15 protein-coding genes and 1 pseudogene are annotated in these 14107 nt (G+C 55.6%); 13 read left to right on the top strand and 3 right to left on the bottom strand.

The window, feature by feature from the left end; translation table 11 throughout:
- Nucleotides 1-18: 18 nt before the first annotated feature.
- Nucleotides 19-345: a flagellar hook-basal body complex protein FliE gene (fliE, locus tag CWI66_RS03035; protein ID WP_081139185.1), complete on the bottom strand. Its 327-nt coding sequence runs from the start codon at nt 343-345 to the stop codon at nt 19-21.
- 255 nt (nt 346-600) lie between these two features.
- Between fliE and fliF the strand changes: the two genes are divergently transcribed.
- The 13 genes from fliF to fliR all read left to right on the top strand — a co-directional run bounded on the left by fliF (nt 601) and on the right by fliR (nt 11757).
- On the top strand, nt 601-2358 hold the full coding sequence (fliF, locus tag CWI66_RS03030) for a flagellar basal-body MS-ring/collar protein FliF (protein WP_100730898.1): 1758 nt from the start codon (nt 601-603) through the stop codon (nt 2356-2358).
- Complete coding sequence (gene fliG / locus CWI66_RS03025) at nt 2351-3355, top strand: flagellar motor switch protein FliG (RefSeq protein ID WP_016915705.1); 1005 nt, start codon at nt 2351-2353, stop codon at nt 3353-3355. Before fliF ends, fliG begins: the two co-directional genes overlap by 8 nt.
- Nucleotides 3348-4103 (top strand): flagellar assembly protein FliH, encoded by a 756-nt coding sequence (locus CWI66_RS03020; protein WP_081192135.1) that lies wholly within the window; start codon nt 3348-3350, stop codon nt 4101-4103. Before fliG ends, CWI66_RS03020 begins: the two co-directional genes overlap by 8 nt.
- 4 nt (nt 4104-4107) lie before the next feature.
- A complete protein-coding gene (fliI, locus tag CWI66_RS03015) occupies nt 4108-5496 on the top strand; it encodes a flagellar protein export ATPase FliI (protein WP_081192137.1) in 1389 nt (462 codons plus the stop codon).
- Nucleotides 5497-5949: a flagellar export protein FliJ gene (gene fliJ, locus CWI66_RS03010; protein ID WP_016915702.1), complete on the top strand. Its 453-nt coding sequence runs from the start codon at nt 5497-5499 to the stop codon at nt 5947-5949.
- 18 nt (nt 5950-5967) lie between these two features.
- Entirely contained in the window at nt 5968-7218 is a 1251-nt protein-coding gene (locus CWI66_RS03005; protein ID WP_081139179.1) for a flagellar hook-length control protein FliK, read from the top strand.
- Between the two features lie 161 nt (nt 7219-7379).
- Nucleotides 7380-7853, top strand: a complete 474-nt coding sequence (fliL, locus tag CWI66_RS03000) for a flagellar basal body-associated protein FliL (protein WP_081139177.1) — start codon at nt 7380-7382, stop codon at nt 7851-7853.
- 21 nt (nt 7854-7874) lie between these two features.
- Nucleotides 7875-8930, top strand: coding sequence for a flagellar motor switch protein FliM (fliM, locus tag CWI66_RS02995; protein WP_081139176.1), 1056 nt, complete (start codon nt 7875-7877; stop codon nt 8928-8930).
- On the top strand, nt 8927-9445 hold the full coding sequence (gene fliN / locus CWI66_RS02990; protein WP_081139174.1) for a flagellar motor switch protein FliN: 519 nt from the start codon (nt 8927-8929) through the stop codon (nt 9443-9445). Before fliM ends, fliN begins: the two co-directional genes overlap by 4 nt.
- Nucleotides 9446-9468: 23 nt before the next feature.
- A complete protein-coding gene (fliO, locus tag CWI66_RS02985) occupies nt 9469-9879 on the top strand; it encodes a flagellar biosynthetic protein FliO (protein ID WP_332867996.1) in 411 nt (136 codons plus the stop codon).
- The gene (gene fliP, locus CWI66_RS02980) at nt 9876-10664 is read left to right on the top strand and encodes a flagellar type III secretion system pore protein FliP (RefSeq protein ID WP_081139171.1); all 789 of its coding nucleotides are present in this window, start codon (nt 9876-9878) and stop codon (nt 10662-10664) included. Before fliO ends, fliP begins: the two co-directional genes overlap by 4 nt.
- Nucleotides 10665-10692: 28 nt before the next feature.
- Nucleotides 10693-10962 (top strand): flagellar biosynthesis protein FliQ, encoded by a 270-nt coding sequence (fliQ, locus tag CWI66_RS02975; RefSeq protein WP_081139170.1) that lies wholly within the window; start codon nt 10693-10695, stop codon nt 10960-10962.
- Nucleotides 10963-10965: 3 nt separating this feature from the next.
- Nucleotides 10966-11757 carry a flagellar biosynthetic protein FliR gene (fliR, locus tag CWI66_RS02970; RefSeq protein ID WP_081192139.1) on the top strand — a complete coding sequence of 264 codons (792 nt, stop codon included), beginning with the start codon at nt 10966-10968 and terminating at the stop codon, nt 11755-11757.
- Between the two features lie 53 nt (nt 11758-11810).
- Here the strand turns inward: fliR and flgL are convergent.
- A pseudogene (gene flgL / locus CWI66_RS02965) lies at nt 11811-13052 on the bottom strand (flagellar hook-associated protein FlgL).
- 15 nt (nt 13053-13067) lie between these two features.
- Nucleotides 13068-14107: flagellar basal body rod C-terminal domain-containing protein (locus CWI66_RS18285; protein ID WP_332867995.1), on the bottom strand; the 1040-nt coding region annotated here is incomplete at its 5' end.

Here is a 14107-nt window from a genome sequence, read left to right as displayed (position 1 = left end):
CACGCTCTGTACGTCACCTTACACCTGCATATTCATGACGTCTCGGTAAGCAGTCACCAACCGGTTACGCACCTGCATACCCATCTGGAAGGCCACGCTGGCTTTTTGCATATCCACCATGACATCGTTGAGCTCAATATTCGGCTCTCCCGCCTGAAAGGCCATCGCCTTGGCATTGGCTGACTGCTGTAAACGATTGATTCTCTGGATAGACGCCTGTAGTTCACTGCCGAATCCAGCTTGCCCCACGACCGTCGAGACCTGCTCACCACGAACGGGCTGAGCAGCCTGCGCTGCCAAGCTATGCATTTGCTGAAGGGCAGACTGTAGGGAGGGCGAACTCATACCAACTCCTCATATCGCGACGTTTAATGTGTTAGCAGGAGCCTACCACTGACACAGCCCATCTCATACGAACAAATGCGCGCGAAAAGCCAGGCTTTTCGTTCATTTATGGTGGACACACCTCATCATAATGGCGTTCATCATAATTCCGCCCTGTTTTTTGGTGGATCACCGCGATTGACGGAAAGAGCCTATGCCTTCTTTGGTGATGCGCCTGGGCCGACACCCGTTTTGCCAACCCTGCTGGAGGGATGCATGAGCGAAACCGGTGCTACGGCAGGCCGTCCAAACAGTACGACAGCAAACGCTTCGCAAAGCGGGGTGTCTTCTAGCGAATCCGCATCCCCATCAGCCCTCGAACGCGCAATGAAGCAACTGCGAGGCAATCCGCTGGTGGTTGTCTTGATCGCTTCAGCAGCTTCCATCGCGGTGGTGGCTGCGCTTTTCATGTGGGCCAGCAGCCCAGAGTACCGTGTACTCTACAGCAACCTGAACGAAGCGGACGGTGGGCGCATCATTGCCGAATTGGACAGCCGCGGCGTGCCTTACCAGTTCGGTCAAGGCGGTCAGGCCCTACTGGTGCCAAGCGCTCAAGTACACACGTTAAGACTCCAGCTTGCCGAGCAAGGGCTTCCCAGAGGCGGCAACCTTGGGCTGGAACTGATGGACAACCAGGCTTTCGGGATCAGTCAGTTCGCCGAACAGGTCAATTTTCAACGCGGTCTGGAAGGCGAGCTGGCACGCTCGATTGAATCTCTGGGCCCCGTGGAGCGCGTGCGCGTTCACATATCCATGGCCAAGCCATCTGTCTTCATACGTGACCGAGAGCCCGCCAAGGCGTCCGTCGTCTTGACACTGCTGCCCGGGCGCGTTCTTGGAGAGGGACAGGTCAGCGCCATTGTCCACATGGTCTCCAGTAGCGTTCCGGAGCTTTCTACCGAACACGTGACTGTTGTGGATCAAAATGGGCGCCTGCTGACCGCCAACTCACAACAAGGCAATGACCTGGACGGCACCCAGCTTGCTTACATTACGGAAGTCGAGCGCTCTTATCAGCAGCGCATCGAAAACATTCTGCTGCCGATAGTAGGTCGCGACAACGTCCGCGCGCAGGTCGCTGCACAAATCGATTTTTCGCGCCGCGAAGAGACATCGGAACGCTATCGCCCCAACCAGACACCCAACGAGTCAGCCGTACGTAGCCGCCAGTTAAGTCTGTCGTACGATGGCGATGATCCATTGGCATCCGGCATTCCCGGCGCGCTGAGCAATACGCCGCCAGGCGTTGCCCCCTCCCCGATTAATCAACCCGATGATGGCGCAGAAGACACGGCTACTGAGGCAGGCGCCTTACGCAACTTGCGCCAGGAAGATGTCGTCAATTACGAAGTTGATCGCAGTATTGAGCACATTCAGCATCGACTGGGTCAGATAGAGCGTCTGACGGCAGCAGTAGTCGTTAACTTCCGTACGGTCACCAATGAAGAGGGAGAGACCGAGCAAGTCGCTCTCAGTGCTGAAGAAGTGGCACAGCTGGAGCGCCTGGTTCAGCAAGCCATGGGGTTCTCTGGCCAACGCGGAGACCAGGTCGAAATCGTCAATACGCCGTTTGCTAGCGATGAAGACCCGCGCACCGAAACCGTCTGGTGGCAGCAGCCAGACACATTGGCCATGGCAGCCAATTTGGGTCGCTACTTGCTGGTGGCGCTGGTGGCTTTCCTGCTTTACTGGTTGATTCTTCGCCCGCTGATCAAACGCTACACACAGCCGCCTTTGGTGGCCACAGCGACGCCCGGTGGTATTTTGAACACCAGTGTCGGCAGTGACGATGACAGTGATGCTGATGAAAGAGACGGTGATGTCAATGACGGGGACACCTACAGCGGCAAGCCCAAACGTCGACGCAAGACATCACTGTATGAACACAATCTCAATGATCTGCGCGAAATGGCCCAGGAAGACCCACGCATGGTGGCCATGATTATCCGCAGCTGGATGAATGCCAATGACTAGCATCACGGAGATGAGCGGAGCACGTAAAAGCGCCATTCTATTGCTGGCCCTGGACGAAGACAGCGCCGCCGAGGTATTCAAGTTTCTCAGCGCCGGCGAGGTGCAGGAGATCAGCACCGAGATGGCACGACTGCATCAAGTGTCGCATGAAGATATGAAGGCCGTGCTGGAGGCGTTCCATCGGGAAACCGAAGAGTTTGTCGCACTGAACCTCAACTCCAGCGAGCATATCCGCTCCGTCCTAACCAAGGCATTGGGCAGCGAGCGCGCCACCAGTCTAATCGAGGACATTCTCGAATCTACGGGCAACAACTCTGGTATCGATGCGCTCAACCTCATGGAAGCTTCCATGGTGTCCGAGCTGATTCGTGACGAGCACCCCCAGATCATCGCGACCATTCTGGTGCATCTGGATCGTCACCAGGCGGCTGACATTCTCGAACTGTTCGAAGAGAAGCTACGCAACGATGTCGTACTGCGTATTGCCACCTTTAGCGGTGTTCAACCGGCAGCCCTGCAGGAGCTGACCGAAGTGCTCACCAGCATGCTGGACGGCCAGAACCTCAAGCGCAGCAAGATGGGCGGCGTGAGAACCGCTGCCGAGATTCTCAACCTGATGAACTCGTCCCAGGAAGAAGTCGCCATCGAGACGGTGCGCTCTCACAGCGAAGATCTGGCCCAAAAGATCATCGACGAAATGTTCCTGTTCGAAAACTTGCTCGACCTGGACAATCGTGCCATTCAGATGGTGCTTCAGGAAGTGGAAACCAACTCACTGGTGGTGGCACTCAAGGGAGCCCAGGACGCACTGGTGGACAAGTTCCTGCGCAACATGTCGCAGCGTGCTGCCGATCTGGTACGCGAAGACATGGAAGCCCGCGGTCCCATCCGGGTGTCGCAAGTGGAAACCGAGCAAAAAGCCATTTTGCAGATCGTGCGGCGCTTGGCCGACTCAGGCGAAATTGTGCTAGCCGGTGGAGATGATGAGTATGTCTAATACTCACTCACCTGAGTTCGACCGCCACGGCCAGTGGCGCCGCTGGCAAATGGAGGAGCTGCTCGCCTCACAAGCGCCGGATAATGACTGCGGACAAGGCCCAACGGCACACCAACGCAAGGTCGAAGCGGCTAAACGAGCCGCTGCAGAAGCACGCGCCCGTGAAGAGCAGGAGCGTCAAAGAATTTATGAGCAGATTCGCGAGGCGGCCGAAGAAGAGGGGTACCAGGCCGGCCTGTCACGCGGCCATGAAGAAGGGCTGGCCAAGGGCCTTGAGGAGGGCCGTGCACAAGCGACCGAGGAGCTCAATGCACAGTTGCAAAAAGCGTTAGCGCCACTGGCATCCTTGGCAAAGCAGTTTTCCGAGGCACTCGAGCGCTTGGACGACACCATCGCCCATGATCTTGCCGAGCTGGCGCTAGCGACTGGCAAGCAGCTGGCTGGTGATGCGCTTGATAAACACCCTGACCACATCCTGCAGATCGTGCGTGAGCTTCTACACACTGAGCCGCCTCTGGTGGGCAAACAGCGCCTTTGGCTGAACCCGACAGACCACACCCTCGTTGAAAAACACCTGGGGAGTGAGCTAGAGGCTGCTCAGTGGGTACTCCAGCCTGATGATCAACTCTCCCGTGGAGGCTGCCGAGTCACCAGCGCTCAAGGGGAGCTGGACGCAACCTTTGAAAGTCGCTGGCAAAGCGTCCAGACACAGCTGCGCAAGCGCCATAGCGCTCCTTCCGCAGGTTGATACGATGAACACGCTCTCCTGCCCGCATCAGCACCGCTGGCGCAAAGCCCTTCAGCGCACCACTCAGCGCATCAGCCGCCTGCCTCACTACCGCACCAGCGGTAGGGTCGTCAGGGCCACGGGCATGGTCATAGAAGTCGTCGGGTTACGCGTCGCCGTAGGGAGCGCCTGCCACATTGAATTACCCGGCGCCGATGGTCGCTTGAACGACAGCGATAAATTTGCCGAAGCGGAAGTCGTTGGCTTTTCAGGCGAAAAGCTTTTCCTGATGCCACTTGAAGAGATTTCCGGCTTGATGCCCGGTGCTCGTGTCACACCGCTGGTCGATGGCAACGGGCATAGCGCGCGCCGCTTTCCAATGGGCGACGAACTGCTTGGGCGGGTACTCGATGGCAACGGCATGCCCCTCGATGACCGAGAAAACCTCGAGGAAGCGCCACGCACGACGCTCAGCTCGAGGCCCTTGAACCCGCTGTCTCGAGCGCCCATCGAAGCACAAATCGATGTCGGCATTCGTGCCATCAATGCGCTATTGAGTGTGGGTAGAGGGCAGCGGATGGGCCTGTTTGCGGGCTCCGGGGTGGGCAAATCCGTCCTGCTGGGCATGATGGCACGCTATACCGAAGCGGACGTGATCGTGGTCGGCCTGATTGGTGAGCGTGGCCGCGAAGTACAGGACTTCATTGACAACATACTGGGCCCGGAAGGTCGTCGACGTGCCGTCGTGGTCGCCGCACCTGCGGACACCTCGCCGTTGCAGCGCCTGCAAGGGGCAGCCTACGCCACGCGCATTGCGGAGAGCTTTCGCGACTCAGGGCGCAATGTCCTGCTGATCATGGATTCGCTTACCCGCTACGCCATGGCCCAACGCGAGATTGCGCTGGCCATTGGTGAGCCTCCTGCCACCAAGGGGTATCCACCTTCCGTATTTGCCAAGTTACCGGGGCTGGTAGAGCGCGCCGGTAACGCAGAGCGCGGCGGCGGCTCTATTACTGCCTTTTACACCGTACTGACGGAAGGCGACGACCAGCAGGATCCCATTGCCGATTCTGCCCGCGCCATACTGGATGGCCATATCGTGCTGTCGCGCACCCTGGCAGAGGCGGGTCACTATCCCGCCATCGATATCGAAGCCTCGATCAGTCGCGCCATGACGGCCATCGTCACGCCCGAGCAACAGCAGGAAGCACGCACCTTCAAGCAGATCTTCTCGCGCTATCAACGCAACCGAGACCTGATCAGTGTGGGCGCCTATAGCCCAGGACACGACCCCAGACTGGACGAGGCGGTCAACCGCTTTCCAAGCCTGGAGCGCTTTTTACAACAAAACATTGATGAGTGCGCAACGCTGGCCGAGTCTCGCCAGGCGCTACGCACGGTGGTGGGAGGCTAAATGAGTAACCATCAGATCGACATGCTGACCGACCTGGCGCGTGATGCGCGGGACCAAGCGGGAAAGTTGCTAGCCCAGGAGCGCCAAACGGAACAACAAACGGAGGCGCAGCTAGCGTCACTGAGCCGTTATCGTGTGGAGTACGCCGAACGCCTGCAGCAGGCGATGAGAGAAGGTATCGACCCTGCCACCATGTATAACTATCAGCAGTTTCTGGCGTCTCTTGATGCGGCACTGAGCCGAGCACGTCAAGCCTTGGCAGCGCAACAGAAACGCGTACAGCAAAGCCAGCAGAACTGGCAGCAGGAGCAGCGTCGGCTCTCTTCTTACGATACACTGGCCTCACGACGCTTGCTGGAAGAGCATCGACGGCAGGCAAGGCATGAACAGAAAGCCAACGATGAGTTGGTCACTAACCGTATGGCTCGTCAGAGCCCTGATAAGCCGCTGTAACGTGGCGCCGGGATTTATATGAATATCGACATGCTACTTTCCGTGAGTCAGGGCCATGCTAGCACCACAGGCAGTGCTTCCAGAACCTCAGGTGACTCACCTAACAATGGTTTATTTCGCCAGACGCTGCAGCTGGCATCGCAAGGACAACATCGCCTACTTCACGCAGCGAATCCATCTGCGCAGCTCACCGCTTCATCAGATGCACTTCCTTCTGCATCTTTTTCAAGCGCCCTTGATGCACTGGGCATTCAATTGGATACAGAGGCTCTCGAGGCGCTCATGGGTTATCTCAGCAGCGCCCCTGCATCAAGTGTCTTGTCCGAAGCTGAGCGATCATCCTCCGAGTTAGTCTCATTAGATGCACCCCTGCCCTCTCAGGGCGAGCTTCAGGAAATCGCGCAGCGGCTAACATTGATGACCTCATATCAAACGGAGACTGCTACGACACCCGCTCCTCCAGTGGTTGAAGCAACTATTCGCTCGATTGCCGAACAGCTGTCACTGGAAGAGCACGAGGTTCTACCCCTGCTGCAATCACTAAACCCAGTGACTAGCCAGCTCGTTATAGCGAGTAATAGCACTGCAAATATCTACCAAACGCTGGACGCTCAAGCTAAACAGCCGCTGCTATCGCCGACAAGTGTTTATGCCAACCTGACAGGCGATACGGCTAATGCTTTAGCACGCAGCTCCTTTGACACTGCCCCCACCAATGTCATACAGAGTCTGGCAACGCCAGAGGGCGCCCAGAGTTCCGCGCCAGCAGCTCCCTCACTAATGGCGCCTAACAATGCAGTGCCCTCTGTGTCAGCATCATCGATTACACCGACCCAGGCTACCCTAAGCGCGCCCGTTTCAAGCCCTTCATGGCCATCACAGCTTGGGCAGCAACTGGTTCACATTACCCAACTTGGCGGTGAACAGCAGGTGAAAATGAATCTTCACCCTGCTGAACTCGGCCCACTCTCCATTTCTTTAAAAATGACGGAGCATGGCGCCCAGGCTCACTTTTTGACGGCCCACGCACAGGTCCGCCAAGTGCTCGAGCAAGCTATACCACAACTGCGAGAAATTCTGGCTGAACAGGGTATCGCTTTGACTGATGCTTCTGTCGGTGAACAAAATGCAAGCGGCCAAGCGTTTTCACAGCAAAACCCGGAAACAGGCACACAGCATGGGACTAGCACACAGGACGTTGCTGCGGAAGTAGAGACAAACAGCATGGTGACGACCACGCTGGACGGCCGGGTAGATTTATATGCCTGAGAAAAACGCCAGGTACATAGTAGGGAGCATGGGCTGTCGAAAGTAGCAGCCTGCTAAACCAAGAGATAGGCTATTCCAATAAGCCTGTTCGTTTCTTCATGATCACACCCGTTCGGCATAATGCCTGGTGAGTGTCATGCATGAATACCATGGGAATCACAATGGCTGAATCAAGCGGCGGATCTAAAAAACTGCTTATAGTAATGATCATGCTGGTATTGCTCTCCACCGCAGGGGCAGCAGCGGCTATCTATCTCGTTCTTGACCAGCAGGGCGGAGCCGAAGGCGAAACCCAGCAGCAGACGCTCGCGCCGACGCCACCTGTCTTTACGCGCATCGAACCTTTTACTGTCAATCTGGCCGATGACCGTTTCGGATCACGCCTGCTCTATACCGGTATTACACTACGCGTAGGCAACGAACAGAGCAAAGCCATCATTGAAGAGCACATGCCCCAGGTACGCAGCCGCCTGCTGATTCTCCTGTCGGGCAAGCAAGCGAGTGAGCTGACCTCCACCGAAGGTAAGGAAGCGCTGGCTCAGGACATTATCAGTCGTTTATCGGTTCCCCTGACTGAGAATCAGCCGCCCCTGGATCTCCGGGAAGTGCTGTTCACCGAATTCATCGTTCAATAATCCCGGGTACTGGAGCCGTTCATGTCGCAGGACGATCTACTGTCCCAGGAAGAAATCGATGCTCTCTTGAAGGGCGTCAGTGGTGATGATGAGCCGACCGCTACGTCATCACACACATCAGATGAAGCGCGCATACGCCCCTACGACCCGTCGACTCAACACCGGGTCATCAGGGAGCGTTTGCATGCACTGGACTTTATCAACGAACGATTTGCGCGCTATTTTCGTAATGGGCTGTTCAACCTGATTCGTCGCAGCTCGGATATTACCGTCGAGTCAGTGCGTTACCAAAGCTTCAGCGAATTCTCTCGCAACGTCCCGGTGCCCACAAACCTCAATATTGTATCGATGAAGCCACTGCGTGGCTCCGCACTGGTGGTCTTCCCCCCGAACCTGGTCTTCATGGTGGTAGACAACCTGTTTGGCGGTGATGGACGCTTCGTGACGAAATCAGATGGCCGCGAGTTCACCAATACCGAACAACGTATCATTCAGCGCCTGCTGAACCTCGCCATTGATGCCTATAAGGAAGCCTGGAAGGTCGTATACCCGTTGGACGTACACTTTCTGCGTTCGGAAATACAGTCCAAATTCGCGAACATTACCAACTCGCCCAACGAGATCGTCGTCAATACCAAGTTCAATATCGAAGTCGGTAATTTATCCAGCAGCTTCCAAATCTGCATGCCCTACGCCATGATCGAGCCGCTGAGAGACCTGTTGGTCAACCCGATCAATGACAGCAACCATGACAGCGACGGCACCTGGACACGACGCATGGCCAGCGAGCTTCGCCAGTCTGAAGTCGAACTCATTGCAGAGTTCGCTCAGATCCCCAGCCGCATTGCCCACGTGATGGGGTTGAAAAAAGGCGATGTATTGCCGATGGATATCCCCTCCACGATTACCGCGCGGGTCGATGGCGTACCTGTCATGGAGTGTGAGTACGGCAGCCAGCGGCAGCAGCGCGCACTGCGCGTTCTGCGCTTGATCGACCATGCTGCCATGAATAACGTATCGTCCCAGGACTTTATTAAAGGTTCAACGCGACAGAAAGCCAAGGAACCCAAAGCATGACAGACCCAAACAAACCCGATCAAAAAGTTTCTGATGACGATTGGGCGGAAGCCATGTCTGCACAAGAAGAGTCATCGTCCAGCGCCGATGCCGCCAGTGACGATGATGACCCCTGGGCTGCCGCGATGGCGGAGCAAGAGGCTGCCGAACAAACGGATGCCAGTGAAGAGCCTGAACAAGAAGCTCCCATGGCCAAGCCAGCCAGTGACGATGTCTTCCTCCCTCTGAATGGTGAACAGAGCAGTGGTGCCACCCGTGATCTGGAAATGATCATGGATATCCCTGTCAAACTCACCGTTGAGCTTGGCCGTACAAAGCTCACCATCAAGCAGCTACTGGAGCTTGCCCAGGGCTCTGTCATTGAGCTCGAGGGCCTGGCGGGTGAGCCCATGGACATTCTCATCAACGGCTACCTGATTGCCCAGGGGGAAGTCGTGGTCATCGAGGATAAGTACGGCATTCGTATTACCGAGATCATCACGCCCTCCGAGCGCATTCATAAACTCAACCGATGAGTGTCGCGACGACATCGACGCCCGTGGACGCGTTAAGCGGCGGCGATGCCCTTATCGGCATGGCCGTCCTCGGAAAGACCGCTGCTGCACTGGTTCTGGTGATTGCGATCATACTGGTGTGCACTGCCCTGCTCAAACGCTGGCAGCAGCATCGTTACGACCATGGGGCGCAGCTACGTGTCGTGGGCAGCACCGCCATTGGCAGCCGAGAGCGGGTCGTGGTCGTCGAAATCGAGGATACCTGGCTGGTGCTGGCAGTTAGTGGCGGGAAAGTCACCAAGCTCCAGGAGCGCCCCGCTCCCGAAGATCGTGCGCAGCCTGATCCAGAAGGCTCACCAGCGCCTTTTGCTCAACGTTTCAGCAGCGCCTTGGCCGGCTATCGTCATAAGCATTCCGCCACCCCGCACTCCACCGACTCTCAGCCCAAACCATGACGCATGCTCTGCTTTTGTTTCGCTCTCTGGCACTACCGAAATGGTTCCTCAGCCTGCTATTACTGGGCTGCTGGTTTTCTCTGCTCTGCGTGCCCGCAGAGGCGCAGCAGCTTCCCGGCCTGACCTCACAGCCAACAGGCGATGGTGGCCAACAGTGGTCGCTGTCTCTGCAAACCCTGCTCTTCCTCAGTTCACTGGCATTCCTGCCCGCCATGCTGCTGATGATGACCAGCTTCACGCGCATTATCATCGTACTGAGCCTGCTGAGAACCGCCATGGGCACCCAGGCCACGCCCCCTAATCAGGTCTTGCTGGGTATTGCGCTATTTCTGACTTTTTTTGTCATGTCGCCCGTTATCAGCCAGGTGTACGATACGGCCTGGGTGCCTTTGACTCAGGAAGCGATCAACTTTGAAGAGTTCCTACTCCAGGCACAAATTCCGTTCAGAGAGTTCATGCTGGCACAGACCCGGGAACCTGACCTGGCGCTTTTCGTGCGCCTGGCCGACATAGGCCCGATGCAAGGCCCGGAAGAGCTTCCCATGCGTGTACTGCTCCCCGCTTTCGTCACCAGCGAGCTGAAAACCGCGTTTCAAATTGGCTTTACGATCTTCATTCCCTTCTTGATCATTGACCTCGTGGTGGCCAGTACACTCATGTCGTTGGGGATGATGATGGTCCCCCCCGTCACGATTTCACTTCCTTTCAAGCTTATGCTGTTCGTGCTGGTGGACGGTTGGCAACTGATCATCGGCTCACTGGCTGAGAGCTTTTACATGATTTAGTACCGCCAGGCCGATAAGGAGAACGAACATGACGCCAGAGATGGTAATGAGCCTTGCTTACCAGGGTATGCGGGTAATGCTACTCCTGGCAGGCCCCATACTGCTGGCCGCCCTGTTCGTCGGCCTGCTGGTCAGTCTGTTTCAGGCTGCCACGCAGATCAACGAAATGACGCTGACCTTTATCCCCAAGATTCTTGCAGTATTCACCGTACTGGTCGTGGCAGGCCCTTGGCTCATCGGCTTGATCACGGACTTCACACACCGTCTATTCAGTAATATTCCCGCGATGGTGATGTAGGCCGTGGTTGAGGTCACCTTTGCCCAGCTACAGGGCTGGCTAGTCGCGTTTTTCTGGCCCTTCGTGCGCATTACGGCCTTCATGACCGCTTCCCCGCTGTGGGGCCACTCCAGCGTGCCTAATCAGGTCAAAGTGGCACTCGCTGCCGTCATCGCGGTGGTAATCGCTCCCTTGCTACCCCCTATGCCAGAGGTTGCGCTCATGTCCTGGGCAAGCGTGGGTATCATCATCGAGCAGATGCTGATAGGGCTGGCCATTGGCTTGGTCATGCATATCATGTTTGCCGTGGTGCAGGCAGCGGGCGAATTCATTGGTTTGCAAATGGGTCTGGCCTTCGCCAGTTTCTTTGATCCGTCTAGTGGCACCAACATCATGGTGTTATCGCGCATTCTCTATATGGTGACACTGTTGATGTTTTTGGCCTTCAATGGCCACCTGATGGTGCTGGAAGCGCTGATCATGAGCTTTGTCACGCTGCCCATCGGTATCGGGACACTAAACCCTGGCGCTTTTGAGCTGCTTGCCCGCTATGCAGGCACCATCTTTGCTTCCGGCATGCTGCTAGCCTTGCCACTAGCAGGCCCCCTGCTCATTATTAGCTTGTCGTTGGGCATCCTGAACCGTTCGGCACCACAGCTGACGGTGTTCAATATCGGCTTCCCCACGTCCATCCTGGTGGGCCTGACGCTGCTGATGGTCTTGATGACCGATCTTGGCAGCTTTCTTCAACAGCTGTTTAGCCAAGGTATCATGTTTACTCAAGGGCTGATCGAAGCCATGGCCCCCATAAACTAACGCCCAGCCACTAGAGGAGTGGCTGGGCGTTTATCAACGTGACAAGACATGTGTCACATGTAATCGAACAGCGACATTCCCTTGACATCGACGAACGCACGCTGTGCTGCCTGCAAGCCTATCTGTCGCAGGCTGTATTCAGAGATCGCCGCGGCATAATCAAGGTCTACAAGATCAGATAGCGTTTGTTCATAGTTGAGCATCCGGTTGCTGCCCACCGCATCGATGACATCCAGTTCATTGAGCCTTGCGCCAGCAGGAGCGCGTACCGTCAATACATTATCCATCGCATTGTCCAAGTCACGCATGGACGTATTGAGCGTATTGCGCAGCGCGGCCTTCTCGCTGGCCGTTTCAGCAGGCGTCTCCAGAACTCGGATTGCAGCTTCCATAGTACGGAAAAGATCCGCAGGACGTTGCTCACTGCCCGACCGAGCGATGAGAATCTCATCGCCAGCTTCTGAGGCACCACTCAGCGTTACACTAACACCACCGAAGCTCAACTGTTGCCCACTGGGATCGTAGGGCTGTTCAACTTGTCCAACAACATCTTGTCAATCCGAGCCATCAAACCTCTGCAGGGTATAAATTGGCTCATCATCATCGTTCTCATCGAACCTTATACGAAAACTATCCCCATAGTCAGGGGCATTCACACTCACCACTTGTGGGCCGCTAAAGGTTACGCTGCCAAGGTTCGCAGCGTTAGCTTCAGCTACATAACCCGCGCCACTGGGCACTTGCTGAAAAACAGTTACGCCAGTCTCTGTAACCGGCATTAAACGCGATGCATCAACACGTTGCTCACGGCCATTGCTGTCGCCGACATACTCGACGCTGCCATCAGCCGACTTCACAAATGGCGGAGCATTATCCTTGTAGCCGCCAAAAATATAGCGACCGTTGCCATCCGTCGCGTTAGCCTGACCAATCAGCGTTTCATAGATGCCTTTCAGCTCACTGGCAATGGACTCTCGGTCGACATCGCTCAATGTGTCGCTAGATGCCTGAATGAGCAAATTTTTAGCACTGATAATCCCATCCTTAATACTGTTAAGAATACTCTCTGTCTGGGCCAAAGAGTTACGTGCGGAGATACGCGAAGCCGCATACTGCTCAGTGATCGCTTTCGACTGGTCGACACCGACAGCACGTGACGCTGCCTGCGGGTCATCCGAGGGATTCACCACGCGGCGACCACTGGCAATTTGCTGGCTGACTTTCAAGAAATCACTTTGCTGGCGGTTAAGAGACGCCGTGCTTTGCTCAAACATGGTGACCGTACTGATACGCATCGCCTAAGCCTCTTGTTAGTTCCGCAAGTTCAAAATGGTGTCCATAATAGAGCCCGCCGTATCGATGACACGCGCATTGGCCATATAGTACTGCTGGTAGCGAATCAGATTGGCAGCCTCTTCGTCCAGGTTTACACCAGACTCAGACTGCTGCACCGCGCGCAGCTGATCGGTTAGTCCTTGACGCGCGTCCAGGTTAACCTGAGTAATATTGGCACGGTTACCGACATCACTCACAATGGAGGCGTAGGCAGAACTAACGGAGGCTGAGCCTCCCACCACTGCCTCACTCTGCAACTTTTGCAAAGCTAATGCGTTACGGTTATCACCCGAGGCCGCGATAATGTTTTCGGTAACCGTCAACGTCGCCGTTTCATCAGTGGCCGGGAGTGAGGTAGAGGTAAGCGTAAAGCTCATCCCATCTATTTCAACCGTTTTGTTCTCTTCTAAATCTAAAATGCTATTATCTACATCAAAAGGTTGACCATCAATGCGGATCGTCGAATCCGGTGGTGTTACTGTTAACTTGCCCTCTGAATCCAGCCTTAACGTATACTCTTTATGGTTAGAGAATGCCCCTGGCGACATCTTTAGATCATCAACGGCTAAATCACCCGAGTGTTTAAATGAAGTAAGAGAACTGCCTTCTTCACCGTCTAAGCCTGCATCACCTGCGGCTATTTTATCCCCGTCCGTAATCGCCACCTTCATATCCTGGCCGGCGCGACGAACAGGCTGAATTTCGAACTTATCGCCATTCTGTGGCGTACTCTCAAAGGCAACATTAACGCCACCAAAGGACAGTACTCCGCCATCCAATGTGAAGTCCACCTCGTCACCACTGTCATTACGTGTCACGCTATACGCGTCATTGCGATAACTGATGGTGTAGTCTGTAGCGCGTAGCTCATCAATATTATCAGTATCGAATTCAACGGATGCTATTTCAGAGGCATTGCCTTTATAGCTGTATCCTAGGGAAACGCTGCATAAATCCCGTCGGAGCTGCCTCATAGCCACCGACGAGGTAAAATCTGACCTGTCGTCCAACACCC

The sequence above is a fragment of the Halomonas sp. 141 genome (genome assembly GCF_002810305.1).
Classification (GTDB): domain Bacteria; phylum Pseudomonadota; class Gammaproteobacteria; order Pseudomonadales; family Halomonadaceae; genus Vreelandella; species Vreelandella stevensii.
The sequence above is the reverse complement of the archived record's forward strand: the minus strand, read 5'-3'. Positions and strand labels throughout refer to the sequence as shown.

What these genes read in the sequence shown, in the direction of transcription:
- fliE (WP_081139185.1), bottom strand. Translation starts at nt 345, where the DNA reads ATGAGTTCGCCCTCCCTACAGTCTGCCCTTCAGCAAATGCATAGCTTG.
- fliF (WP_100730898.1), top strand. Translation starts at nt 601, where the DNA reads ATGAGCGAAACCGGTGCTACGGCAGGCCGTCCAAACAGTACGACAGCA.
- fliG (WP_016915705.1), top strand. Translation starts at nt 2,351, where the DNA reads ATGACTAGCATCACGGAGATGAGCGGAGCACGTAAAAGCGCCATTCTA.
- CWI66_RS03020 (WP_081192135.1), top strand. Translation starts at nt 3,348, where the DNA reads ATGTCTAATACTCACTCACCTGAGTTCGACCGCCACGGCCAGTGGCGC.
- fliI (WP_081192137.1), top strand. Translation starts at nt 4,108, where the DNA reads ATGAACACGCTCTCCTGCCCGCATCAGCACCGCTGGCGCAAAGCCCTT.
- fliJ (WP_016915702.1), top strand. Translation starts at nt 5,497, where the DNA reads ATGAGTAACCATCAGATCGACATGCTGACCGACCTGGCGCGTGATGCG.
- CWI66_RS03005 (WP_081139179.1), top strand. Translation starts at nt 5,968, where the DNA reads ATGAATATCGACATGCTACTTTCCGTGAGTCAGGGCCATGCTAGCACC.
- fliL (WP_081139177.1), top strand. Translation starts at nt 7,380, where the DNA reads ATGGCTGAATCAAGCGGCGGATCTAAAAAACTGCTTATAGTAATGATC.
- fliM (WP_081139176.1), top strand. Translation starts at nt 7,875, where the DNA reads ATGTCGCAGGACGATCTACTGTCCCAGGAAGAAATCGATGCTCTCTTG.
- fliN (WP_081139174.1), top strand. Translation starts at nt 8,927, where the DNA reads ATGACAGACCCAAACAAACCCGATCAAAAAGTTTCTGATGACGATTGG.
- fliP (WP_081139171.1), top strand. Translation starts at nt 9,876, where the DNA reads ATGACGCATGCTCTGCTTTTGTTTCGCTCTCTGGCACTACCGAAATGG.
- fliQ (WP_081139170.1), top strand. Translation starts at nt 10,693, where the DNA reads ATGACGCCAGAGATGGTAATGAGCCTTGCTTACCAGGGTATGCGGGTA.